We start from the raw sequence: 24,290 nt of genomic DNA on the forward strand, positions 1-24,290 counted from the left end.
AGAAATAAAACGTTTGGAGAAAAATCCAAAATTGGTGCAAGCCTTCTTCCACAAAAAAGAGATAGGCTTCATTACAAGTTAATTCACAGGCCTATAAGTTGAAGTAAAAGTCCTAATTAATAGTGGTTACTTATGAGTAACCAACATCATCAAAAAGAATTGGGCCATACTTTGTTCTGCGCTTCGCGGGGCAGGTGTCTGGCGACATGATGTAGATGGGAAGCCAAACAAACGTGGAAAGGGTAAACGGCTTTATTCAAGCAAATAGCCTTATCATCTATTAATATTCAAGGGGAGTACGTTGCAAACTCAGTTACTACTATTTCCAGCTCCGTGTAACAAATGACAAAAGCAGGTTTTCATTACGTTTTGTTAGTTTCGCACTAAACAATTAAAGCCCAACACCATCATGAAAATTAAACTTGTACTCCTTGTAGTAGCGCTTGGCCTATGTTTCTCAACATTTGCTCAGCAAAAACAGGCTTCTACGGCCGAAATTAAAGGGAATGTTGCTGAAAAAGGGTTGATCAAGGTGTCCGTTTTCTATCCTTACGCAGAAGGTAAAACGTTTGACATGGATTATTACGAAAAAAGCCACATGCCGTTTGTTGCTGGCTTATTAGGATCTAATTTGGTACGGTATACCATAGAGAAAGGAATCTCCAATGGAATGCCTAACGCTCCATTACCCTTCATGGCTGTTGGCAGTTTCTATGTAAAAAGCCTGGCTGATTATCAGTCGGCTATTGCTCCACATCGGGATGCTATACGGGCAGATTTTCCAAAGTACACCAACATTTCGCCTACCATATTGATCAGTGAGGTGGTAAAGTGATTTGATAAAGTAACAACAATGCCCTAATCAAAGCCTATTTAGCCTGTATGACTGGGGTGAAAATATGTAACGGAAAAGAGTATGCTTTCAGCTAAACAATACGCCACAATGACACTTGACGAATTGGTGTCAGAAGAGAAAAAGATGAAATCGCAGAAAACGGCAACTGCTGTGTTTATCGGTTTTCTGGTCGGCATTGCCTTTTGGTCGGCTACCCATAAAGGAGGGTTCGTTCTCACGGTCACTTTGCTGGGTTTTTCGTTGTTTATTGCTTCCAGATATTCAAAAACTTTGAAGAGCATCCAGGCCGAAATCAGCCGTAGAGATACTGCTAATAATTAGATTAACAGTGCTACGTTTTGTTATCCGCAATCAACGTGTTACGTATCGGATTGTATGGTTCCAATAATGAAGGAAGTGACTCCAACTATCTAAACACACAAAAAGTAATCTTCTATATGATTTATTTGACTCAGTTGATTTACGTAAAAGAAGGTCAGGAAGAGGTGTTTCATCAGTTTGAGGATGTGGCCATTCCGCTAATCGAGAAATACAATGGGCAACTGTTACTACGTATCCGGCCAACGGATGAGTCGTTTGTAGAAAAACAGATTGATAAGCCCTACGAAGTTCACTTTGTGAAATTTGATTCTGAAGACGATCTAGCGGCTTTCAATCGAGACGAGAGCCGTAAACAGTTTTTGCACTTAAAGGAACAGTCGGTTCAAACCGCACTGCTAGTTAAGGGTGTAAAATTGTAGTAAGGCTAATAGGCCCCAAACAACAACCTGTACCGTACTCATTTTTGTGGGACGCGTGCGAACTTACCTTCAGAAAATTCCTGCTTCGGCGAAGCGGTTTCTGTAGTTGGCAGGATAAAAACGAAGAATCAAATCCTTACCCTTTTCTGTATGAATGTTAAAAAACTACTTGGTTTAGCAATTGCCAGTTCTTTGGTGGCGGGGTGTAATTCGAAACCGGCGAATGGTTCGCTCAATGGAACCTGGGAACTGGTTTCGGCGACAACGACCGAAAAGGATTCAACGTTCTCTACGTTTGACCCGAGCCACAAGATGATCAAGATTATTAACGATACTCACTTCGCTTTTCTTAATCACGCCATCGATCGATCGAAAGACTCCTCAGTCACGGCCTTTACAGCCGGTGGCGGAAAATATACTTTGGCAGACAGTACGTATACCGAGAACCTTGAGTACTTCACGGACAAAAACTGGGAGAACAATACGTTCAAATTCACCGTGAACGTGGTCGGTGATACGTTGGTACAGAAAGGCGTTGAAAAAGTTGAGAAGCTGGGCGTCGACCGGATTATTATTGAGAAGTATAAGCGGGTCAGCGAGTAATTCGGTGAATGGGGTCGGTTGACATCGCAACAGCGCACATGGAGTATTATAAACACGTATTTGAGCCGTCTGGTGAGCTGCCCGATAACTGGACGAATCATGAGTTTGAGCAGTGCCTGCTCAGAAAGCTGGATTTGTCGCGGGCTACGCTCGCTAAGTCAAACTTTATCGGCTGCTCGTTCGAGGAATGTAATTTAACGAACGTCAGCTTGAGAGAGGCTAAACTGTACGATGTCAATTTCATAGCCTGTACGTTGACGCACGTCGATTTTGGGCATTGCAATCCGTTCGGCTTTCACACCAATTTTCGGGACTGCCAGCTTGATTATACCGTGTTTATCAATCGCAGACTTAAGAAAGCCCGCTTTGTAAACTGCTCGCTGAAGGAAGCGTATTTCCTGAAATGTGAGCTGAACGGGTCGGTTTTCGATACCTGCGACCTTGAGTTAACCCGATTTGAAAGCAACGATCTGAGCCAGGTAGACTTTTCGAGTTCGTTCAATTTAAAGCTCGATCCTGACCTCAACAAGGTGAAGAAAGCTAAATTTTCGTTGTATAACCTGCCGGGCCTGCTTAGTAAATACGAGCTGGTCATCAAGGGGTAAGCGGTACGTAGTGATACAAAAATGGCTGGCGCCCAGCGTCAGCCATTTTTGTAGCTAGTCCGCCTGTTAGTTACAATAATCGCTGATCACTTTGTAAGATGGGTTATAGCCTAACTCGCCTGCTTTCGACAGATCAAGGCAGCCACCGTTTTCATCGCCGAGGCTGTGTTTGATAATGCCCCGTACGTAATAAGCTTCGGCGTAGCGAGGGTTTAGCTTGATGGCGCTGTTGCAATCCATAATGGCCCCTTTCTGGTCGCCCTGCGCTGATTTGATCATGCCGCGTGTGAAGTAAGCCTCTGCGTACGTCGGGCTCAGCTCAATCGACTTGTTCAGGTCAGCGATGGCCGTTTTCGGGTCTCCCTGCTTGTTTTTGCTGATGCCCCGGCTGAAATACGCTTCGGCCCGCTCGGTGCCTAGTTCATTGATTTTGTTACGTTCCTGTACAACGTTACGTAGGTTGTCGAGGATGGCGTGGGTAATACGGCCATTGTAAACCACTTTCGACTCCGCATTCACGTTATTTATTTCGATAGCCTGGTTAAAATCCTGAACAGCCCCTTTCTGATCGCCGAGTTTACTTCGGCAGAAACCCCGACCGTAATAAGCCCGAAAATTGTCGCCCTTGAGCGCAATTGCCCGATCGTAGTCAGGTAACGAACCTTTGTAATCGTCTAATTTGCTTTTGGCATAGCCCCGGTAGAAATACGATTCGCCGTCTTCGGGACTTAACTCGATCGCTTTGTTCAGGTCGGCAATGGCTCCGCTGAAATCGTTCAGTTCAACTTTCGATAAGCCCCGGCCGGCATATGCCTGCGCGCGTTTGGGACTCATTTCGATGACTTTTGAAAAGTCGGCGAGGCTGCCCGAGAAGTCTTCCAGTTTTTGCTTAGTAACCCCGCGAACGTAGTACGTCTGTACGTTGGCGGGTTCGAGTTCAATCGCTTTATTAAAATCGGCGAGCGCACCCCGGTATTGATCGATACGGCTCCGACTAACACCGCGGTTGTAGTAAGCCTGTGGATCGTCGGGATTAAGTTCGATCGAGCGGCTAAAATCGAGGAGTGCACCGCGATGGTCTTCCTGTTTGCTTTTGCTGACACCCCGGCTCAGGTACGCTAACGCATCTTTCGCATTCAGTTCAATAGCCCGATCATAATCCAGCACGGCTCCCCGGTGATCTTTCAAATTGGCTTTGGCCAGGCCCCGATTGTAGTAACTGGCTGAATTTTCGGGGTTCATGGTAATGGCCATGCTGAAGGCCTGCAGGGCACCGGTATAATCGCCGGTTTTACTTTTACTAAGCCCATTGTCGAAAAAATCGGCGGCTGTTTGCTGGGCCTCTGCTGTAACCGATATTAAGGCCAATAAGCCTACTACAAGCAACGGTGTTAAACGTTGTTTCATAAACGTAAATACAAAGTACGTGGTGAGTAATCAATTAACTGGTGAAATTAACCATTTGACCAGAATAGCCCAAACTGGCCTATGTTAAATTTCGTCTGAGTATCAACACATTTAGCCCGGCGGTTTACCAGACAAAGCCTTGTTGAATGACAGCTTTGTACATGCTGTCTTACTATTTTTTACGTAAATGCGACATTTTGTCGTTGTTATTTAGCTCTATTTTGTTTAAATAAGACATTTTGTCGCAACAAGCAACTTAAATTCGATTGGTATGGTGTTTGTCTATAAGAGCGTGTAACACTTGATTGATAACTAATTAATACACACTAAGACAATGGCAACGCTAGTTCGATATAACAACGCCCCTTCCTTTTTCAATCCATTCTTTGGTTCTCGTGTTTATGGCCGTCCGGTTGTGACTCGCTTTCAAAACACAAATCTGAATGTTCCTGCCGTAAACGTGAAAGAAACCGAGATCGCTTTCCAATTGGAATTAGCCGCTCCCGGTTTAAAGAAAGAAGACGTGAAAATCAACGTCGAAAACAACAAGTTGACGATCGCCTATAAACACGAAGAAAAAGCCGACGAAACGACGGAGAAATATACCCGTCATGAGTTCAGCTACAACGCGTTCGAACGCAGCTTCCGCCTGCCCAAGAACGTAAACGCCGATCAGATCACAGCCGCTTATGTCGACGGGATCCTGACAGTTGAACTACCAAAAATTGAAGTGAAAGAAGAGAAACTGGTGAAAGAAATCACCGTTGCCTAATCAAACGCAGCGGATTACCCACCATCTAATAAATGAAACCCGTGCCACATCTATGGCACGGGTTTTTTGTTAACTAATGCAGAGCATTTACAAAAGCCGCCAGCTTTTGCTCATCTAACTGGCCATTTGTGCGGACTCCGCTGCATATATCCAAACCGTATGGCCCCACGGTATCAATGGCTTCGCGTACATTCTGTAGGCTAAGTCCACCGGCCAGGAATACCGGTACGGGAGCTTGTTCAACAATTTGCCGACTGATCAGCCAGTTATGCACTCGACCGGTACCACCTAGTTCTTTTACGGCAAGATTTGGGTTGCCCGAATCGAGCAGCAGGGCATCGGCTCCATTCTGTACGGCCTGGAGTGCTTCATCAACGTTACGTTCGTCGATCACGTGAATAACCTGTACCAGCTTCACCGCCGGAAGAGCATTACGAAGCTCGCTATACGTCTGTGCAGGAACCGCGTCGACCAACTGAATGGTATTGGCACCCACGCGCTGCTGATGGGCGATGATGTCCGCAACCGTAGTTTCACTGGTCAGCATAAACGTAGCAACGGGTGGGGGCGTTGCCTGAACGACCTGGGCCGCCAGATCATCGGCTATTACGCCGGGGCCGCTGGGCATCCGACCCACTAGTCCGAGGGCATCGGCCCCGTAACGGATGGCTAATTTCGCTTCGTCAGCGCTGCTAATGCAGCAAATTTTTAATCGTGTCCTGAACTGAGATTGCATTGTTTTGTTGAATACACAAGGAAAGGTCGGCAAATATAGCCCCACTATCTGAAACGCTGCGATCATGGTTCAGGAATACCCCAACGATACATTTGCTTCGTTACGCATCCCCGATTTCCGCTATTTTGTGATGAACAGTTTCCTGATCACGGCCACACTGCTGATTCAGGAAGTCGTGCTTGGTTATGAGCTGTACAAGATTACGCATGATCCACTGGCGTTAGGTTTGGTCGGCTTAGCCGAAGCTTTACCCTTCATTGCGCTGTCACTGTTTGGTGGCCACTTAGCCGATCGGCGGGACAAGAAACGGATTTTGCAGTGGAGCCTGGGCGTTATTACGTTGAGTTCGGTAATCCTGTATTACGCGTTCCAGCCGACTGTGCTGAAGGGGCTGTCGGAAACGGCCCGGCTGGTGGTGATCTACGGGGTGCTGATGCTGATTGGCACTGCCAAAGGCTTTTATTCACCGGCGAGTTCGTCGCTCAAACCGTTTCTGGTGCCCCGCGAATTGTACGCAAACTCCGCTACGTGGAGCAGTTCGTTCTGGCAAGCGGGGGCCATTGTTGGGCCCGGTATGGCTGGATTTCTGTACAGCGGTCTGGGCTTCGACAATACGTTACTGGTGGTTATTGGTCTGCTGGTCGTCTGCTTCATCCTCATTACGCTGGTTAGTCGAAAGCCCGTAACGGTGAGTGATGCGCCCGTGCTTGGCTTCCGGGAAAGTCTGAAAGAAGGGTTCCAGTTTGTGTTTAAAACCCAGATTGTGCTCTACGCCATTTCACTCGATCTGTTCTCAGTCCTGTTCGGAGGTGTTGTGGCCATTCTACCCGTTTACGCCGAAGATATTTTGCGAGTGGGCGCCGAAGGCCTAGGTTTTCTTCGGGCGGCTCCATCGGTGGGGGCTGTGCTGACGATGGCTTACATGACCCGGTATCCACCGATTCATAACGCCTGGCGGAATATGCTCCTGGCTGTAGCGGGCTTCGGACTCGCGACCATCATTTTTTCTCTATCCACGAATTTTTATCTGTCGCTGATTATGCTGGCGTTAACCGGAGCCTTTGATAGCGTAAGCGTAATCATCCGGCAGACGATTCTGCAAATCTTTCCGCCCGATCACATGCGTGGGCGTGTCGCGGCCGTAAACGGTATTTTTGTCAGTTCGTCTAACGAAATCGGAGCATTTGAATCGGGGCTGGCAGCCCGGCTGCTGGGTACGGTTCCGTCGGTGCTGCTCGGCGGAGTGGTTACGATGGTCGTGGTGGCGTATATATACACCAAATCGAAGGCATTGCTGGCCGTCAAGCTTAACTGAGTACCCACAAAAATGTGCGCCCGAATAGTGGCCATCTGGCGGATATTCGGGCGCACATTGTCGGTTCAGGCGATTATGCCTGAGCAGAAGCACTGTTCATTTCGTTTACAAATTCATTCACATCAATTTGCTCGTTCAGCAGAACGCGGGCATTGAAAACTTCCCAAAACAACTCGTCTGAAAGCTCATAATCCCGTTGCAGGCGGATCATGTCACGGATACTCTCTTTGAGGGGCACAGTCGTTATGGACGACTGTGCAGTCATTGGTTGATACGTTTCCATTCGTGTAAAGGGATTTGTTTAGCGTGCGTGGTGTTAAACTGCTTCATTCTTAGAATGTTCATCAAAAAAAATGCTTCATTTAGTTACAGGTTAGAATAATACTATCGTTTCTACCATTTTTGGGACTGAATGCCAGATTCGGGTTGCTTAGGTACAACCGAAAAAATTTCAAATTTTTTTTGTATACATACTGTTGACAAAAGGCATGAAAAAAATACTCTACATTATCAGTGGATTTATGGTTGCTGCCGGGCTCGTTTCCATGACCCTGATTCGAGCACCCAAGCCGATGAAACTGGTAAAAGTCTGGGAAACAGACTCTACTTTACGAATTCCTGAGTCGGTACTGTATGATGGGAAAAGCACCCTCTACGTAGCGAACATTGATGGAAAGCCCGACGCACTCGATGGCAGTGGGTTCATCTCGAAGGTGTCGCTCGACGGGAAGATTGAAAACCTACGCTGGACTTCGGGCCTGAATGCCCCCAAAGGTATGGGCTTGTATAAGAATCGGCTGTACGTAACGGATGTGTACCGGCTCGTGGCGATCAACACGCAGACGGGCCAGGCTGAAAAGACCTGGGATGCTCCTGACCAGAAAAACGCATTCCTGAACGACGTAACGGTTGCTGACGATGGTACTGTATACGTTTCCGATAGCAAGTTCGATAAGATCTACCGGTTGAAGGACGACAAATGGGAAATCTGGATGGAAGGTGAGCAGCTGGATAAGCCGAATGGCGTGCTGGCAGTTGGCAAGAATCGGCTGATGATTGGCTGTACGAAGAAAGGCGAACTGCGGGCCGTAGATACCGACACCAAAACGATGACAACCATTGCCGATGGCATGGCAGCTACGGACGGCATTGTACGGGAGGGCAAAGGCAACTACTTTGTTTCGGACTGGAACGGGCAACTTTTCCACGTAAAGGGCAATGGCACTAAAGAAAAGCTCCTCGACACCCGCGATCAGAAGATTAACTCCGCCGACATCGATTACGTCAGCAAAAAGAAGTTGTTAATTGTACCAACCTTTTATAAAAACACCCTGGTTGCGTACCGAGTAGAATAGACTTATTATAGTCTCAAGAGCAAATTTTGTCCTTCTGACGACGGGAAACCTCCCGTCGTCAGAAGGACAAAATTTGTTTGTTGGCTTATCGTATTAAGCGTTCAATAGCCTCCTTTGCCCGGTCAGCGCCGAATCCTTTAACGGCCTGCTGCATCTGTTGTGTGATCAGGTCATTGCCTAAGTTGCCGATGCTGCCTTCGTGCGTATGCTGCAACGTACGGGGAGGGCTATAGGTGTGTTCCGCGATTTCTTTGCCAACCGTCCGATAAGCCTCGCGGAACGGAACGCCCTGCAAGACTAGTTCATTAACCCGTTCAACGCTGAACAGTAAGTCGTACTTCGGATCGTCCAGCAAACTGGGTTTTACCTGGATGTGTTCGAGCATGAAGTCGGTAATGTCGAGGCAATCCAGAATCTCGTCGAAGGCCGGCATCAAGACTTCCTTCAAAATCTGCATATCCCGATGGTAACCCGAGGGCAAATTGCTTAGCACTAGCGTCACTTCCATCGGAAGGGCTTTCAGTCGATTCGTTTTCGCCCGGAGCAACTCCGCTACATCGGGGTTTTTCTTGTGTGGCATGATGCTGGAGCCGGTCGTCAGTGCATCGGGTAAGGTTAGAAAACCGAAGTTCTGGCTGTTATACAGGCAGATATCCATAGCCATTCGCGAAATGGTTGCCGCAACGGCCGCTAACGCTGTCAACGCCGTCTGTTCAGTTTTGCCCCGGCTCATCTGCGCATATACGACATTGACGTGCATGCCTTCGAACCCCAGCAGTTCTGTTGTGAGCGACCGGTTGAGGGGAAAGGATGACCCATACCCAGCGCCTGAACCGAGCGGATTCCGGTTGGCCAGCCGATACGCCGTTTGCAGGGTCAGCATATCATCAGCCAGCGCTTCGGCATACGCGCCAAACCACAGACCAAACGACGAAGGCATGGCAATTTGCAGGTGCGTATAGCCCGGTAACAGATCGTTTTTGTGCTGTTCGGAGCGCACTACCAACCGGGTAAAAACCCGCTGAACCGCTTCGGCAACCTGCCATAGTCGATCGCGCGTAAAGAGTTTCAGGTCAACCAGAACCTGGTCGTTACGCGAACGGCCCGAATGAATTTTCTTACCAACGTCACCGAGTTTGCGCGTCAGCATCAGCTCAACCTGCGAGTGTACGTCTTCAACGCCGTCTTCGATCACAAACTGACCCGCCTGTATTTGCGTATAAATCTGCTTCAGTTCGGCTTGCAGCGCCGTTAGCTCATCGCTGGTGAGCAACCCAATGGTTTCGAGCATTTGCGCGTGCGCAAGGTTACCCTGTACGTCGAACGGAGCAAGGTAAAGATCTAGCTCACGGTCGCGCCCGACGGTGAAGCGTTCAATTTGTTCGGCTGTTGTAACGCCTTCTTTTTGCCAGAGTTTCAAAGTGAAAGAGCGAAAGAGTGAATGTGTGAAAGAGCGTAGGGTATTGAAAACAGGATGTCTTTCACGCGCTTTTACTGCAAAGATCGTAAAAATGGGGGTTGTGCATTCAACTTAACGGGAACGGTGTATAACCGGTTGCCGCTTTTGCTTGAGCATCCAGTCAAAAATGGCCTTGTTCTCGTATACATACTGAATGCCGTGTCCTTCGCCGTTCAGACGGGTGAACGTTACGTTGCCATTGCACTTTTCCAATCGGTTCACTAATCGCTCGGTTTCCGAGACAGGAATCTGATCGTCGGCTGTCCCGTGAAAGGTCCAGACGGGAACGTGACTCATTCGGCAAATCTGGGTTGAGTCGTTACAACCTCCGCACAAGGGCACTACGGCCGCAAACGTATCTGGGTAGTCCATGGCTACCTGCCAGGCCCCGAAGCCGCCCATGCTAATGCCGGTTACGTAAATCCTGCTGGTATCGACCCGGTACTTTGAGACGAGGTCTTTATAAAGGTTCTCAAACCAGTTATCCGTTGACCAGTACTTGTTGTCAGGGCACTGAGGAGAAGCGATGATGAACGGGTAATCGGTGCCCTTATCAACCAGATGAGGCAGACCATACGCTTTTAACTTATTGAGGTCTTTGCCTTTCTGCGATCCGCCGTGCAGATAAATGACGAGCGGATACGTAGCGGTTTGTTTCGTATACTCTTTCGGTAGATACAGTAAGTAGTCATACGTACTTTTCACCTTAACAGTCGATTGAGCATAAACGAGTTGGTTCAGGAATAAGAACAGGATTAGGTGGGGTATCTTATGTTTCATCAGGGAGTGGGCGTGAGGGTAAACGCACAAACGCAAATAGGGAATAGTGTTCTATTTTATCAGTAACGGGTGCTTATTAGCCAGCGTAAGACCTGGTCAAAAGGTATGAGAAATTATTAAACAAGCCTGTTTTCCTGAGACCTCTCGACTTTTTGGCCTAACCACCAAAAGCCGCCAGTGGCAACCAGGCCGATTCCGGCGAGCGTCAACCAGTGCGCAGAGAAACCAAATCGTTCTACCATAAATGAACCCAGCGCGGGTGCCGATGTCTGAGCGAAGGCCCCAGCCATGGCATACAGGGCAAGGTATTGCCCACGCGTAGCGGGACTTGAACGCTCAACGGTGAAGGATTGCATGAAGGGCATGGCCAGCATTTCGCTGATCGTGACTAGTAGAATATACGCCAGGGCCATACTGACTGCACTACTTAAGCTAAGCGTAAAATAGGAGAAGGCCGTTAATAAGGCACCCCACGTAATGAGTCTGAGTCTAGAGCGTCTTTGTTGTTCAAGATTATGCACGAGCGCCATCTCGACAACAACAATGATGAGCCCGTTCAAGGCTAACAGCGAACCAATCACCTGTTCATTCAGGTGCATCACCTCCTTGAAGTACAAAGGCACTATAGTGAACAGTTGAAAAAACACCAGTAAATGCAGGGCCACGCAGATTACAAAGAAGATAAAGTCTGTATCGCGGTAGGGTGATTTCTGCACATCAACGTTACGGGGAGTGTGTTGCTCCGACGTACTAGTAGCCGTTTGTCTATCGGGAGCGGGCAGAAAAGTGCCTAGGACAATCCCAGCGGCAATACAGGTTAATCCATCAACCCAGAACAGCAGTTTGTAATTGATACCCGCCAATAAACCGCCTAGGCCACCACCTACGGCCCAGCCCAGGTTGATGGCCAGGCGGTTGAGCGAAAAAGCGCGGGTTCGGGTCTCGGCGGTAGAATAATAGGCGATAGCAGTCTGGTTCGCGGGTCGAAACGCATCGCCCAGCAGTGTGAAAATGAACACACTGGCACAGAGTGCATAGAAATGCGTAACAAATTGGAGTCCTAGTAAGAAGAAGCCGCCAAAGAGCAGGCTGAACAACTGGGTGTGGTAGAACCCGAACCGGTCGGTCAGGCGCCCGCCGAGGAACGTACCGATGAACGCCCCCGCCCCGAAAACAGCCATGACAATCCCTGCTTCAGCCACGCTATAGTGAAGATGCTGGGTCAGATACAGCGTCAGATAGGGCAACACCATCGTGCCGCAGCGGTTAATCAGCATCACTCCGGCCAGTAACCAGACCGATGGCGATAAGCCCTGATAAGCGTTTTGGTACAGGCGAATGGTACGTTGCAGCATGGCCGCAAGTTACGACTTACGCCGGGCATCCGGGTCCTCGTCTTTTCCTACGAAAATCTTTTTGTCGGTAATCAACGCCCGATGCTCGTCCAGAAACGCTTTGAACAGCCTGATCTCTTCCAACTGTTTATCAATCGGATGCGTCAGGGAATAGCTTTCTACGTATACGTCCTGAAAATCGGTAATAACATACTCCATCAGCTTAATCCCTTTGCGTTTGAGCGCGTGGAGATACAGGTTCTGGTGATTGAACAGGTACCGGTCTTTCTGGTAGGAGGACGTCGTTTTAAGATCGACCGCTTTGAACTTGCCAATCAGATCGACGTAGCCGTAAAAGAGAACGTCGTCAATCTGCCACTGGCAATATACCTGCGTATCGACGATGGGGCGGGGGAGAAGTTTACGGACCTTTTTGATGATCTCGGGGTCGAAGCGGTCCTCGTCGGTGCCTTTTACAATCGCTTCTTCAAACGAAATGCCGCGCTCCTGCGCCTGCGTGGTGGGCGTTGGGACGCGGTTGATGGAGTCAATGAGTTCCTGCGCGGACAGGTTCCCACCACGAACGTAACGGGAGAATGTATTGAGCAGCGATGGATAAAAGCGGTAGTTAATCACAGTGGCTATACGTCAGTTTTACGTAGTTGGGTTGCTACGTAAAAACTCGAAATAGAACGCTTAGTTTCTAACCACAAGTAGTACGCCCGCCATAATTAAGGCTACGCCGAGCAGACGCCAGCCGTTGGCCGGGTGCAACGTAAATCCTAACAGCCCATAATGATCCAGGATAACAGCGGCTACCAACTGCCCGGCCACGCTCAGGCTGACCAGATTGGCGGTGCCGATTTTGGGTACGCTGATGATTACCGTTGTTACGTAGATCGCGCCGATGACGCCCCCGCTCCATTTCCACCAGCTCACTTGCTTAACCGTCTCAAAAGCCGGAAGCGAAGCACCAGTAGCTACTAAGACAATAAACAAGGAAAGGAAACCCGAACCAAAGGAGATGGCGGCTGCCAGCACAGGGTTAGCCATCATCTGGCGCAGATTAGCGTTCACTCCCGCCTGAATCGTAACGGCCAGCCCCGTCACGAATGCCAGGAGAATGTATATGTAATTCATACCCGCAAAGGTAAAGAACAACGGGCTGTAGGGCTGTTTAACTCCCTGATTTTATGCTCATTCCTCAATTGCATTATATGAAGTTGTTTTTGTAGCTTGCTTCACTATTCCTAAACTAGCCTACGTTAACATGTTCATTATTACGCAGTATCCACTCGCTGTGGTGGTGTGCTTTCTCACTATGCTTTGCTGGGGCTCCTGGGCCAATACGCAGAAATTAGCCACGCAATCGGTCCCTACTACGATCTTTTACCGCGACTACACCTACGGTATTCTGATCCTGAGTCTTTTTCTGGCCTTTACACTGGGGAGTCTAGGCTCGGTTGGACGACCGTTTCTGGTCGATTTCCAGCAGGCCGAAACGCAGAACCTGTTGTTCGCGCTGACCGGCGGCTTTGTATTTAACATGGCCAACATTCTGATCGTCGTAGGCATCGAGCTGGCAGGCTTATCGGTTGCCATGCCGGTTGGTATTGGGCTGGCTCTGATCCTGGGCGTTGTCGTCAACTACATCCTGTCGCCGGTGGGTAACGTCGGACTATTGTCTACCGGTGTATTTTCTATTTTTCTGGCGGTTGTGTTCAGTGCTTTAGCGTATCGTTCCAAAGGCGCTACGGACCAGTCGGTGAATACGCGGGGAATTGTCGTGTCGTTGGTGGGTGGGTTGCTGATGAGCTTCTTCTTCTATTTTGTGGCCCGCGCTATGGCCACCAACTTCGCCAATCCGGCGGCAGGGTTGTTGACCCCGTACACGGCTCTGGTGCTGTTCGCGGTGGGCGTCGTAATCAGTACGCCCTTATTTCTACCGATTCTGCGCCGATTCACCAGCAAGCCCGCCGATGGGGAAATTAGCTACGTCGATGTCAGCCGACGAAACCACATCATTGGCATGTTGGGTGGTATTGTCTGGTGTTTGGGTATGGCGTCGAGCCTGCTAGCCTCGGGTGAGGCTGGTTATGCCATTAGCTACGGGTTAGGACAGGGGGCAACCATCATCGCCGTTCTGTGGGGTGTATTTATCTGGTACGAGTTCGAAGGGGCTCCGGCTTCTTCCAGTCGCTACCTGGCGCTGATGGGCATTTGTTACGTACTCGGGCTGGTGCTGATTATTGCGGCAAAATAAGTGCCGACGGGTTTACTCACCGGTTTATCAAGGCCAGAAACATCTCCGCAGCATGCCAACTGTGGGGGAATGCCAGCTTCTGCTTTACCAAGCCCTTATCCAATACCGTGAGGCCAGGATAATGCGCGTCGCTCGCTTTGTGCTCCCAGCTAAGTGGGTAGTCCAGATTGCCGACTATACCCTGTTTATCACCGTAGAAGTGATCTCCCGCCCACGCCAGATACGGATAATTCGCGCTGGAACTTTCGTCGAATCTTGGGCCTGGAACGTGGTTGTCTGTATACGCCCACCAGCACAGCGATGAATAACTGTCGTACTGCTTTGGAATGACGTAAGGGTCAGGAAGTTTAAGCGCATTTAAGCCGTACTTGAGCCATTTCGTCTGAAACACCGGATGTTCCGCGTAGTCGGTTTTGCCGACAATATAATCCTCTTTACGAAACCGCTTTACCGAATCCAGCACCATCGCAACCGCCGGATGGCTTTTGTCGGATACCTGCGAAATCAGGAACAGAACCTGGCCTAAGTTGTCAGCCTCCTCCATGCCCCGATTGTTGCGGTCAAAAGGGTCTCGGATGGCCATGATCCAGTCGCGAATCAAGGGTAGATTATCGGTTTCGCGCATAACCATGGCCATCAGTGCCGCATTTCGATACCGGGGTTTGAGATAAACCAGAAAGTTGGGTACCGGTCGGCCGTTGATCACGTTGATGAGAACTTCGTGGTGCAACACACGGAGTACCGGGCCGAATGGTTTGCTGGCGAATTGGGGCAGGTTGACCCGATTACGAGTTCCCGGAATCAGCTTAGGCCGCTTGTTGGGCTGTAATAGCCATACGCCTGTTTCATCTTCGCGTATTTGCACAATCTGCGGTCGTCCGTCCAGGCTGTCGGCTAACGTGAGTTGAACTAAATATTCGGAAGGAACGATTAACTCCTGCTTTACGTCCCATTGCTCTTCAATATTTCCCGTCAGGGCATTCAACAGCCGACCGTTATGGTAAATAAGCTTGAGCCGATCACCCATGCCGAACAAAAAGAATTTCAGGTCGGGTAGGTCACGGTGGTGGGTATGCTCCTGACGCAGCCGCGTTACGTTCTCCCGGTACGTTTGCAAAGCACGGGCCGGGTCCGGATGAATGGCAGGCGGCACTGGCTTTTGCGCATAACCAAGCGAAGAAATGGCCAGTAAAAGAACAACCCGGATGAACATACGCGAACCAGTTACTTTTGTTACGCTGAAACTCACAACTTAGCCTTCGTCGGTTGGTCGCTGTAGACCAGCAGATCCCCCATGCGAACTACGTGATCCGGGTCCGGATTCAGAAGCTTGATACGTACCGTATGTTTACCCTTCGGCAGCTTATATTTCCAGAATAGATCGTAGCGACGCTGGGTGAAGTTTGCCGGTAGTTTAGCCGTTTCAACCTTCTGGCCGTCCAGGTATAACTCAGCGTTAAACGCAAACGGATTTTCATAACCCACCGATGACTTGCTCTTCGGCTTTGCTTCACCTTTGAGCACAAAACCAATGCCTTCGAAGTTGAAGGTGTACTCATTTTCTAAATCTTTGTGGATGCCTTTGACGAGCGTGGGGTAATGTCCCGGGAACGCCTGCTCCAATCGGGCCGCTTTGGGCGTCTGTACCGCAATGGTCACCTGATCGCCGTTTACTTTACCGCCGTTCCGTTCAATAACTTGCAGCGCATGCTTCATGCCCATCGCATAGACGTCGTTCAGCGACATGGTCGTGTATTTGAAATCAAGATCCTCAGCTTCTTTCAGCCCTTGCTTCCAGTAAGCAGGAATCTTGTCGTATCCGAGCATGGTGCCCAGAATACCACCCGCCGAAGCCGGATTGCAGTCGGAGTCCTGACCCGCGCGGGTACTGATCTCCATAGTTTTCGTAAAGTCGCCCCCGCCGTATAGCAGACCCAACACGATATAGGCCGAATTGATTTTAGCGTCGATGTTAAACGCGTGAAAAACACCATCTGGGCAGCCTACTTCATCCGACCATTTCCGCTGAATCTCGAACCAGTTGCGTTTCCAGTCGTTTGGGTACTGTTCGTGCCACCTGATTACGTCGGCAATGCACTGATAGAATGTGCTCTGCTGCGGAATGGTCCTGAGAGCCTCTTTAACGATGTATTTAATATCGTTGGAAACAAATGCCAGGGAATACATGGCACCCACATACGCACCACCGTACCAGCCGTCGCCGTAGTTCATGATGTGTCCAATCGGATCGCCGATCTGCACGGCCGTATTAGGCATACCGGGGGCCATCAGACCCGAAAAGTCGGCTTCGATCTGAAAATCAATATCATCAGCGTGGGGGTTGTTTAACCAGTGACCAGCGTCGGCCGGTTTCATGCCGTTCAGAATGTTATACCGCCCGACCTGGTTGGCGTGCCAGAGCATATAGCCCGCCGTCGCGTAGGCTTTTGCGTGTTCTTCGACCGGCGCATCCAGCCCTTTATCGTCAAAAACCTGCACGAACGTAAGGTCCATGTACACGTCGTCGTACAGGCCAGGGTTTTCGGTCATGGTCTTCTTGATGTAGCCATCGTACCAGGGAATCGGCTGGTAGTCATTGATCATGGTACCATTGAATCGGAACTCGGTGGGCCCACCAAAGGTGCAGCCAATAACCTGTCCCGCCCAGCCTCCTTTGATTTTATCCTGTAACGTAGCTTTAGACACCGTGACGAGTTTGGGCGCTTGCTTAACTAACGGCTTGAGGGGCATAGCGGCCGTAAGGCAGGCAATTGCAAGAGCGAATACGAACAGCGTTTTCATGCGTATACATCAAGAGTTAGGGTAGGAGACAACAACAGCTGGTCGATTGAACGTAACGAGGGGCCATGGCCTGGTTAAACAATCTGTTCAAGCTCGGCGCGTTTCGGCATACTGGCCTGGGCACCCATACGAGTTACCGATATTGACGCTGCCTGACAAGCAAAGGCAACTGCCTCGGCGAGTGGTTTTCCTTCCGATAAGGCGACGGCCAGGGCTCCGTTGAAGCAATCGCCGGCGGCTGTCGTGTCAACCGCCGTTACGGTTGGACTTGATACTAACTGGGCACCCGCGCTGGTGTGCAGATAAGCGCCTTTAGCCCCTAGAGTGATCACTACGTTGGCTACGCCCATCAGATGAAGCCGCTGAGCCGCCTGTTCTGCACTGATCAGGTCCGTAACCCGAATGCCGGTTAATAGCTCGGCTTCGCTCTCGTTTGGCGTAATCAGAAACAAGTTCGGAAACACATCCGCTGACAACGTAGTGGCGGGTGCCGGATTCAAAATAACGCGCAACCCGCGCTCGGCTGCTTGCTCGACTGCCTGCTCAACCGTTGCGAGGGGAATTTCCAGTTGAAGCAGTACCAGCGTCTCTGGCTCCGCTTGTTGGATAGCCTGTTCGATTTCGGAAAGTTGGAGGTTGGCATTGGCACCTGGTGCGACGGTGATGCAGTTTTCACCCCTGGCATCCACGTTAATCAATGCAACCCCCGAAGGGGTATCGGTATCTGTTACGATGAAGCGGATATCAATGCCTTCCCGCTCAAATCCCCTAAGCGCTTCCTGACCGAATACGTCATTACCTACTTTGACAACAAACGTTACGTGTCCACCTAAACGCACGGCTGCAACTGCCTGATTTGCGCCTTTACCACCCGGATTCATTAGAAACGACCCGCCAATAACCGTTTCGCCGGGAGCGGGCAGCTTATCCGATTTGACCACCATGTCGGTGTTGGAACTGCCAATAACCAAAATCTGGCCAGCCATAGAGGTAAGGGTTAGGTTTAAGGACAAATTTATCGGGTAATACGTCTGGTGCAAGCGTAGTACGGACTAACCCGCAAACCTGTTCGCCTGGAGAAGACCAAAAAAAGCTCTCACAAACGGGTGTCTGTGAGAGCTTAACTAAATTCGGCTGTATAGATCGCTTAGGCTAACGACTTCTCAAGAACGCTGGTGGCACCTTCGGCTAACAAAGCCGTTAAGTCAGCGACAACCGCATCGGCGAAACCGGAGACCGCCGTCAGATCGGTTAACCAGATCGCCTGATCGGCTAGTACGTCGTTTACAAACGCCTGAACGGAAGCTGGCTCTTCGGGTTTCACGCTTTGCCACTTCTCGTAAAAATAACCGGCACGCTCGTCGCGAATCGGGTACGTAATGATGCCACCGTTCGCCGAGACTTCGCCGAGGTACTGGCCTTCTTCGTGTCGAACGCCTTTCATGAACAACAGATAAGCTGCAAAGCCAAGGGCCATTCGTTTAGGAACCGCGTTAAACTGCTCCACGTAGCGTTGGATGGTCGCTACGTTCCGGGCCTGCATTTTGGCCGTCTGCTGAAGTGAAATATTCAGCAACAGATGATCAAGATGCGGATTCCGGAATCGGTCGAGCACATCCTCGGCGAACTGAGCCACGGCAGCCTTATCCATACCCGGCGTACCGTAGTGAGGCACCGTTGGCACGATCTCGTCCAGCATCAGCGACTCCACAAACCGGCTCATGGTGGAATGCTGCATCTCATCGGCTACCGTTTCCAGGCCAAGTAGATAGCCAAGCGGCATCGTGAGCGTATGCGTACCGTTGAGAACCCGCAGCTTACGTTCTCGGTAAAAATTAATGTCTTCGTCGATAATGATCTGGGGCGTTGAGGCATCGGCGAACGACAAGGTTTGCCGAACGCGGTCGTCTCCCTCGATAGCCCAAAGGTGATACGGCTCCGTAAAGGTCAGTAGCCCGTCTTCGTAGCCAAGTTCGTTCTGCAGCGCTTCCTGCGCTTCGGCGGTCGGGCGCGTAACAATACGGTCGACGAGTGAATTGCAGAACCGAACGTGAAACTTAAGCCATTTGGTGAACAGCTTCCCCAACTCATTGAACTGAGCGAGTTTCTCGACTGCTTCGCGAAGTTTTAGCCCGTTGTCCGTCACCAGTTCCGTCGGAATGACCACCAGCCCTTTCGCCTTTGAGCCGCCGACGCTGCGGAAGCGCTCGTACAAAAACGCCGTCAGCTTGGCTGGAAACGACTGGGGAGGCCGCTGAAAAATGCTTTCTTCGACGTAGTTCAAACCGACTTCGGTCGTATTGGAGATAATGATTTGGAGACTCGGATTGCGGGCTAGCCGAAGGACATCGTCCCACTGCGTCTGGGCGGCCAGAACCCGGCTAATGGCCGAAACCACCGTAGTTTCGGCTACGTCCTGGCCCTGCTGAACTCCCCGAACGGCTACCGTGTATAAATTATCTTGCTCAGTGAATTCATCCGTTTGGGCATCTGTCGACTTGACTACCACAATTGAGCCGTTGAACCGGCCCTCGGCATTCGCTTTTTGGACTAAATAATCGGGCAGGCCCCGCAAGAGAACACCGGTACCGAATTGTAAAATTCGCTCGGGAAATGTAGGGGCAGGATGTATCGAACGGCTTAGTTGAGGCATAATCAATCAGAGGGCGGCTGCGGTGGGCAGTTCTTACAGGTTAATCAAAAACTAAATTTTGGCGGAGATTGGTCACAATTCAGCAATAATACGAACTACATCGCGAACAGTAGCCTCTATCTTATCAAATGCGCGTTCGGCCAGGACATTTTTAGGGAAAAGCTGCGAACCCATCCCTACTGCCACTACGCCCGCGCCAAACCACTTCGCCAGACTTTCCTGAGTTGGCTCAACGCCCCCCGTTACCATCGCGCTCGCGAACGGTAATGGCCCACTCAAACTTTTTACAAAATTGGGTCCTACTACGTCGCCCGGAAATACCTTCACAACTTCGACGCCCCATTCGTGGGCGGTGGTGATTTCGGTTAACGTAGCGCAGCCCGGCATGTAGGCGACTTTCCGGCGGTTGCAAACACGGGCAACCTCTTCGCTGAAGGTCGGGCCAACAATAAAATCGGCGCCCAACTGAAGGTAAAGAGCGGCCGTAGGTGCATCCAGGATTGTGCCTGCACCCAGGGCCATATCCGGAAACTCACGCGCACACAAGCGGCTAAGCTCCGCAAAGCGTTCGTGCGCGAAATCACCCCGATTCGTAAATTCAAAAGCGCGAACACCTCCTCGGTAACAGGCCGCGACGACTTCAGCGCATATATCTGTATCGGGGTGATAGAAAACAGGTACCAGCGGCACCTGCTGAATGGTTTGATAAACCGTTAGTCGGGCTGTTTTAGCCATTTTAGTATGGGTATGGAGTCATTAAGTGGTCATTGGTCGTCATTGATGTCGTTTACTGAATAAATGATACTGACACAATGTCTATTGATGACAACAGATGACTACTATTAACAATGAATTATCGTTTTAATTTGCCGGAGCTGTCGCCACTAGCCAGCGTTTCTACTTCGGCCACTGTCGCCAGATTGACGTCTCCGGGAATAGTATGCTTCAGCGCCGAGGCCGCCGTTCCAAACTCAACAGCGCGCTGCGGATCGTTGAACATCAGTAACCCGTAGATCAGACCAGCTATGTACGCGTCTCCCGTGCCGATCCGGTCGACAATGGGCTGTATGTCATATACTCTGGACTTATGCACCGTAGTGCCGTCGAATAGCTTGGCCGACAGTTGGTTGTGCGAAGCGCTAATGGAGTTGCGTTTCGTGTCGGTAACGTAACGGACCTTCGGAAAACGTTCCATCAGAGCCCGTCCGGACTCCTGGAACGTACTGCCCACAACCCCATAAATCTCGGAGAACAACGCTTTGCTACCCAGCACTAACGTACAGCCTTCAGTAAGGGCAGGCATGATCTCCTGGGGTGTTCGGCCATATTGCCATAAATTACTCCGGTACACAATATCGCCCGATACGGGAACGCCTAACCGGTTCGCCGTTTGGATACCAGCTACCAGACAATCAGCCGCTCCCTGCGACAAGGCCGGGGTAATGCCCGTCCAGTGAAACCAGTCGGCTCCCTGTAGTACCGTGTCCCAGTCGATTTCGTCGGCCTGAATGCGCGCAAACGCGGAATCAACACGGTCATACACAATCTGGCTGGCGCGGCTACCGGCTCCCGTTTCCAGAAAGTATAGGCCTAAGCGCCCGTCGCCGTACCGGATGTACTGGGTATCGACATTGTATCGGCGCAGGTAACCGGCCGCAGCTTTGCCGAGCGCATGGTTTGGAAAGCGGGTGACGTGCGCGGCCTGGATGCCAAACTGAGCCAGCGAAACCGCTACGTTCGCTTCGGTACCACCGAAGTGCATGGCCAGTGTATCGGTCTGAGCGAACCGCTCGACACCCGGCGGACTTAGGCGCAGCATGACTTCGCCGAAGGTAATTAGTTTCATACGTAACAGGGGTAATCTCCAACTGGTATGAGCGGTACAGTCCGGCTCAGCTAGTTAGTATCGACAGCAAACTCGTTGATCAACTCCTCGGGTTTGACCGGTTCCAGTTTCGGTAGTACCAGGTGAATAATGGCCAGGGCAATCAGGTAAGCGCAACTGGCAATGATAAACATGGGCAGGTAGCCAAACGCCGTGATGATGCGGCCCGCCAACAGCGCGAGTAAGATGCCACCGACCGCGCCAAACATACCACCAATGCCGGTTACTGACGCCACTACGTTCTTTGGGAACAAGTCGGACGCAAAGGTATACATATTTGCTGACCAACCCTGATGGGCAGCGGTGGCTAACGAGATTAAGGCGATAGCAACCGTCAGACTGCTGGTTTGGGCGGCAAAGAAGATCGGAACGATGCACAGGGCGCAGATGAGCATAGTCGTTTTGCGGGCCCGGTTGGCCGACCAGCCCCGATTCATAAATTGGGTGCTGAGCCAGCCGAAGAAAACGCTGCCTGCGTCGGACACGACGTAAATAATCAGGAAGGGAACGCCGAAGCTTTTCAGATCGAGTTTCTCGTCGAGGGCGTCGTTGGAATTGAAAAAGTCGGGTAGCCACGACATGTAAAACCACCAGATGGGATCGGCCATGAACTTGCCGACGGCGAAGGCCCAAGTTTGTTTATAGCCCAGCAAACGTCCCCAGGACACTTTCAACGGCGTTACTTTCTCTTCGTCGCTGCGAATATAAGCTAGTTCATCGGCGGAAAGCTTCTTGTTCCGTTCGGGTTTGCTGTACGTGAACCACCAGACCGCCAGCAGAAAAAAACCTAATATACCCGTGATAAAAAACGAACTTCGCCAGCCGTATTGCAGAATGAGGTAAGGAACGGAAATCGCGGTCAGGATGATACCCACGTTAGTGCCCGCGTTGAACAGGCCGTTGGCAAATGAGCGCTCCCGCCTTGGAAACCACTCCGCTACGGTTTTGATGGATGACGGGAAGTTGGCCGATTCGCCCAGGCCCAGCAGTGCCCGCGCCCACCGAAGTCCGGCCATACTCTGCACGAACGTAGTGAGTACCGCGGCAATACTCCAGACCAGAATGCCCAATGAAAATCCACGTCGGGTGCCAATCCGGTCGATCAGCCAGCCCGACAGCAGGAAACCAATGGCATAGGCAAACTTAAAGGCGGCATCGACATCGCTGTACAGGATCTTGAACCGATCCGTTGCCTCTTTTGTCAGAACCGCGTCGGGCGCTACGTCGAGCATTTCTTTGCGGAATACCTCATCGGTCATGGTAAACGATAATACCTGCCGATCGACGTAGTTGATGGTTGTCGCCAGAAAAAGCAGCGCCACAATGCGCCAGCGAAAGCGGCCGGAGGTAGAAGAGGTTTGCAAAACAAATCAGGTCTTTTGGGGAGAAAAGCAGCTGTAACGGCTTTTTTACCTAACATAGCCGCCTTAAACTCTCTCAACCAGCGGCTGGCTGCTGTTGACTACTAATATGCTTGAACAAACCTGGCGGTGGTTCGGACCCAACGACCCCGTATCCCTGAACGACATCCGGCAAGCTGGTGCTACTGGTATTGTAACCGCCTTGCATCATCTCAAAAATGGTGTGGTATGGACCCTGGATGAAATTCTTCAGCGCAAGGCGCAAATCGAAAGCACCGGGCTGACCTGGTCGGTGGTGGAAAGTATTCCGGTACACGAAGGCATTAAAACGCATACCGGCGACTACAAACAGTATATCGAGAATTATAAGGAATCCATCGTCAATCTGGCCCAGGCGGGTGTCGATACGGTCTGTTATAATTTTATGCCGGTACTCGACTGGACACGTACTGACCTCGATTACCCGATGCCCGACGGATCGACCGGACTCCGGTTCGACGCCACCGAATTTGCCGCTTTCGAACTGTATATTCTTCAGCGGCCGGGGGCAAATTATTTGTACAACGATACCCAGAAGCATCAGGCGCGGGCCTATCTGGATACTATGACCGAAGCGCAGGTTAAACGCCTGACCCGCACGATCATAGCCGGGCTTCCCGGTTCAGAAGAAAGTTACACCATTGAGCAATTTCGCGAAGCACTCGATACGTATAAAGACGTCAGTGATTATGATTTGCGTAAGCACTTATATGACTTTCTGCGCGAGATTACGCCCGTAGCGGAGTCCGTTGGTGTCCGGCTCGCCATTCACCCCGATGATCCGCCGTATCCGATTCTGGGCCTGCCCCGTGTTGTAAGCACCGAAGCCGATGCCCGCTCCTTGCTGGCGGCTGCTGATTCGCCCGCCAATGGCATCTGCTTTTGCACCGGTTCCTACGGCGTTCGGCCCGACAATGACCTGGTGGGCATGGTCGACCGGTTGGGGAACCGCATCCACTTCGTTCACCTACGTAGTACGGAGCGTACAAGTTCGACCGGCGGTGTTGAAGGCAGTTTTCAGGAAGCCAACCACCTGGAAGGCGACGTACCGATGGCACAGGTCATGCGAGCCTTACTGGTAGAGCAGAAACGTCGGCAGGAAGATGGACGTACTGATCTGCGGATGCCGTTCCGCCCGGACCACGGCCATCGGATGCTCGACGACCTGACATCGGGTAAGCGAACCAATCCGGGTTATACCGCCATTGGACGGCTGCGCGGCCTGGCCGAGCTACGGGGATTGATGCTGGGCATAACGAGTTCCTGGGAGAAATAGCCATCAGGCTTAGATATTGTTTATCTTGCAGTATGCAATCAGCGTAACC

The 24,290-nt window shown here is 50.8% G+C and carries 25 protein-coding genes; 10 read left to right on the top strand and 15 right to left on the bottom strand.

Annotation, left to right across the window (positions count from 1 at the left end; translation table 11 throughout):
* The first annotated feature begins 409 nt into the window (after nucleotides 1-409).
* The 5 genes from ACYVIY_RS22935 to ACYVIY_RS22955 all read left to right on the top strand — a co-directional run bounded on the left by ACYVIY_RS22935 (nucleotide 410) and on the right by ACYVIY_RS22955 (nucleotide 2,804).
* Nucleotides 410-835, top strand: a complete 426-nt coding sequence (locus tag ACYVIY_RS22935; RefSeq protein ID WP_460978760.1) for an EthD family reductase — start codon at nucleotides 410-412, stop codon at nucleotides 833-835.
* Nucleotides 836-943: 108 nt separating this feature from the next.
* The gene (locus ACYVIY_RS22940) at nucleotides 944-1,177 is read left to right on the top strand and encodes a hypothetical protein (protein WP_460978761.1); all 234 of its coding nucleotides are present in this window, start codon (nucleotides 944-946) and stop codon (nucleotides 1,175-1,177) included.
* Between the two features lie 116 nt (nucleotides 1,178-1,293).
* Nucleotides 1,294-1,596, top strand: coding sequence for a DUF1330 domain-containing protein (locus ACYVIY_RS22945; RefSeq protein ID WP_460978762.1), 303 nt, complete (start codon nucleotides 1,294-1,296; stop codon nucleotides 1,594-1,596).
* Between the two features lie 150 nt (nucleotides 1,597-1,746).
* Nucleotides 1,747-2,199, top strand: a complete 453-nt coding sequence (locus ACYVIY_RS22950) for a hypothetical protein (protein WP_460978763.1) — start codon at nucleotides 1,747-1,749, stop codon at nucleotides 2,197-2,199.
* Nucleotides 2,200-2,237: 38 nt separating this feature from the next.
* The gene (locus ACYVIY_RS22955; protein ID WP_460978764.1) at nucleotides 2,238-2,804 is read left to right on the top strand and encodes a pentapeptide repeat-containing protein; all 567 of its coding nucleotides are present in this window, start codon (nucleotides 2,238-2,240) and stop codon (nucleotides 2,802-2,804) included.
* Between the two features lie 66 nt (nucleotides 2,805-2,870).
* Here the strand turns inward: ACYVIY_RS22955 and ACYVIY_RS22960 are convergent, their stop codons facing one another.
* Nucleotides 2,871-4,211 (bottom strand): tetratricopeptide repeat protein, encoded by a 1,341-nt coding sequence (locus ACYVIY_RS22960; protein ID WP_460978765.1) that lies wholly within the window; start codon nucleotides 4,209-4,211, stop codon nucleotides 2,871-2,873.
* A 334-nt stretch (nucleotides 4,212-4,545) separates the two neighbouring features.
* On the opposite strand from ACYVIY_RS22960, the gene ACYVIY_RS22965 reads away from it, so the two are divergent.
* Entirely contained in the window at nucleotides 4,546-4,983 is a 438-nt protein-coding gene (locus ACYVIY_RS22965) for an Hsp20/alpha crystallin family protein (protein WP_460978766.1), read from the top strand.
* 73 nt (nucleotides 4,984-5,056) lie between these two features.
* On the opposite strand, the gene ACYVIY_RS22970 is transcribed toward ACYVIY_RS22965, so the two are convergent.
* Nucleotides 5,057-5,719 (bottom strand): phosphoribosylanthranilate isomerase, encoded by a 663-nt coding sequence (locus ACYVIY_RS22970; protein ID WP_460978767.1) that lies wholly within the window; start codon nucleotides 5,717-5,719, stop codon nucleotides 5,057-5,059.
* Between the two features lie 64 nt (nucleotides 5,720-5,783).
* Here ACYVIY_RS22970 and ACYVIY_RS22975 point away from each other — a divergent pair, with 64 nt between their 5' ends.
* Nucleotides 5,784-7,034: an MFS transporter gene (locus ACYVIY_RS22975; protein WP_460978768.1), complete on the top strand. Its 1,251-nt coding sequence runs from the start codon at nucleotides 5,784-5,786 to the stop codon at nucleotides 7,032-7,034.
* Between the two features lie 73 nt (nucleotides 7,035-7,107).
* On the opposite strand, the gene ACYVIY_RS22980 is transcribed toward ACYVIY_RS22975, so the two are convergent.
* Nucleotides 7,108-7,317 (bottom strand): hypothetical protein, encoded by a 210-nt coding sequence (locus ACYVIY_RS22980; RefSeq protein ID WP_460978769.1) that lies wholly within the window; start codon nucleotides 7,315-7,317, stop codon nucleotides 7,108-7,110.
* A 238-nt stretch (nucleotides 7,318-7,555) separates the two neighbouring features.
* Between ACYVIY_RS22980 and ACYVIY_RS22985 the strand changes: the two genes are divergently transcribed.
* Nucleotides 7,556-8,389, top strand: a complete 834-nt coding sequence (locus tag ACYVIY_RS22985; protein ID WP_460978970.1) for an SMP-30/gluconolactonase/LRE family protein — start codon at nucleotides 7,556-7,558, stop codon at nucleotides 8,387-8,389.
* Between the two features lie 85 nt (nucleotides 8,390-8,474).
* Here the strand turns inward: ACYVIY_RS22985 and argH are convergent, their stop codons facing one another.
* The 5 genes from argH to ACYVIY_RS23010 all read right to left on the bottom strand — a co-directional run bounded on the left by argH (nucleotide 8,475) and on the right by ACYVIY_RS23010 (nucleotide 13,102).
* Nucleotides 8,475-9,809: an argininosuccinate lyase gene (argH, locus tag ACYVIY_RS22990; RefSeq protein WP_460978770.1), complete on the bottom strand. Its 1,335-nt coding sequence runs from the start codon at nucleotides 9,807-9,809 to the stop codon at nucleotides 8,475-8,477.
* A gap of 111 nt (nucleotides 9,810-9,920) precedes the next feature.
* On the bottom strand, nucleotides 9,921-10,628 hold the full coding sequence (locus ACYVIY_RS22995) for a carboxylesterase family protein (protein WP_460978771.1): 708 nt from the start codon (nucleotides 10,626-10,628) through the stop codon (nucleotides 9,921-9,923).
* A gap of 116 nt (nucleotides 10,629-10,744) precedes the next feature.
* Nucleotides 10,745-11,983, bottom strand: coding sequence for an MFS transporter (locus ACYVIY_RS23000; RefSeq protein WP_460978772.1), 1,239 nt, complete (start codon nucleotides 11,981-11,983; stop codon nucleotides 10,745-10,747).
* Between the two features lie 9 nt (nucleotides 11,984-11,992).
* Nucleotides 11,993-12,598 carry a PD-(D/E)XK nuclease family protein gene (locus tag ACYVIY_RS23005; RefSeq protein WP_460978773.1) on the bottom strand — a complete coding sequence of 202 codons (606 nt, stop codon included), beginning with the start codon at nucleotides 12,596-12,598 and terminating at the stop codon, nucleotides 11,993-11,995.
* A 60-nt stretch (nucleotides 12,599-12,658) separates the two neighbouring features.
* Nucleotides 12,659-13,102, bottom strand: a complete 444-nt coding sequence (locus tag ACYVIY_RS23010) for a DMT family transporter (RefSeq protein ID WP_460978774.1) — start codon at nucleotides 13,100-13,102, stop codon at nucleotides 12,659-12,661.
* Nucleotides 13,103-13,232: 130 nt separating this feature from the next.
* Between ACYVIY_RS23010 and ACYVIY_RS23015 the strand changes: the two genes are divergently transcribed.
* On the top strand, nucleotides 13,233-14,225 hold the full coding sequence (locus ACYVIY_RS23015; protein ID WP_460978776.1) for a GRP family sugar transporter: 993 nt from the start codon (nucleotides 13,233-13,235) through the stop codon (nucleotides 14,223-14,225).
* A 16-nt stretch (nucleotides 14,226-14,241) separates the two neighbouring features.
* Here the strand turns inward: ACYVIY_RS23015 and ACYVIY_RS23020 are convergent, their stop codons facing one another.
* The 7 genes from ACYVIY_RS23020 to ACYVIY_RS23050 all read right to left on the bottom strand — a co-directional run bounded on the left by ACYVIY_RS23020 (nucleotide 14,242) and on the right by ACYVIY_RS23050 (nucleotide 22,929).
* Entirely contained in the window at nucleotides 14,242-15,438 is a 1,197-nt protein-coding gene (locus ACYVIY_RS23020; protein ID WP_460978778.1) for a hypothetical protein, read from the bottom strand.
* A 32-nt stretch (nucleotides 15,439-15,470) separates the two neighbouring features.
* Nucleotides 15,471-16,976 (bottom strand): ADP-ribosylglycohydrolase family protein, encoded by a 1,506-nt coding sequence (locus ACYVIY_RS23025; RefSeq protein ID WP_460978971.1) that lies wholly within the window; start codon nucleotides 16,974-16,976, stop codon nucleotides 15,471-15,473.
* A gap of 125 nt (nucleotides 16,977-17,101) precedes the next feature.
* Nucleotides 17,102-18,013 carry a ribokinase gene (gene rbsK / locus ACYVIY_RS23030; RefSeq protein WP_460978779.1) on the bottom strand — a complete coding sequence of 304 codons (912 nt, stop codon included), beginning with the start codon at nucleotides 18,011-18,013 and terminating at the stop codon, nucleotides 17,102-17,104.
* A gap of 161 nt (nucleotides 18,014-18,174) precedes the next feature.
* Nucleotides 18,175-19,680, bottom strand: a complete 1,506-nt coding sequence (locus tag ACYVIY_RS23035) for a tagaturonate reductase (RefSeq protein ID WP_460978780.1) — start codon at nucleotides 19,678-19,680, stop codon at nucleotides 18,175-18,177.
* 72 nt (nucleotides 19,681-19,752) lie between these two features.
* Nucleotides 19,753-20,415, bottom strand: coding sequence for a bifunctional 4-hydroxy-2-oxoglutarate aldolase/2-dehydro-3-deoxy-phosphogluconate aldolase (locus tag ACYVIY_RS23040; RefSeq protein WP_460978781.1), 663 nt, complete (start codon nucleotides 20,413-20,415; stop codon nucleotides 19,753-19,755).
* Between the two features lie 118 nt (nucleotides 20,416-20,533).
* The gene (locus ACYVIY_RS23045; protein WP_460978782.1) at nucleotides 20,534-21,526 is read right to left on the bottom strand and encodes a PfkB family carbohydrate kinase; all 993 of its coding nucleotides are present in this window, start codon (nucleotides 21,524-21,526) and stop codon (nucleotides 20,534-20,536) included.
* A gap of 50 nt (nucleotides 21,527-21,576) precedes the next feature.
* The gene (locus tag ACYVIY_RS23050) at nucleotides 21,577-22,929 is read right to left on the bottom strand and encodes an MFS transporter (RefSeq protein ID WP_460978783.1); all 1,353 of its coding nucleotides are present in this window, start codon (nucleotides 22,927-22,929) and stop codon (nucleotides 21,577-21,579) included.
* A gap of 106 nt (nucleotides 22,930-23,035) precedes the next feature.
* Here ACYVIY_RS23050 and uxuA point away from each other — a divergent pair, with 106 nt between their 5' ends.
* A complete protein-coding gene (gene uxuA, locus ACYVIY_RS23055) occupies nucleotides 23,036-24,241 on the top strand; it encodes a mannonate dehydratase (protein ID WP_460978785.1) in 1,206 nt (401 codons plus the stop codon).
* The last annotated feature ends 49 nt before the right edge of the window (nucleotides 24,242-24,290 follow it).

The sequence above is a fragment of the Spirosoma knui genome, assembly GCF_054780635.1.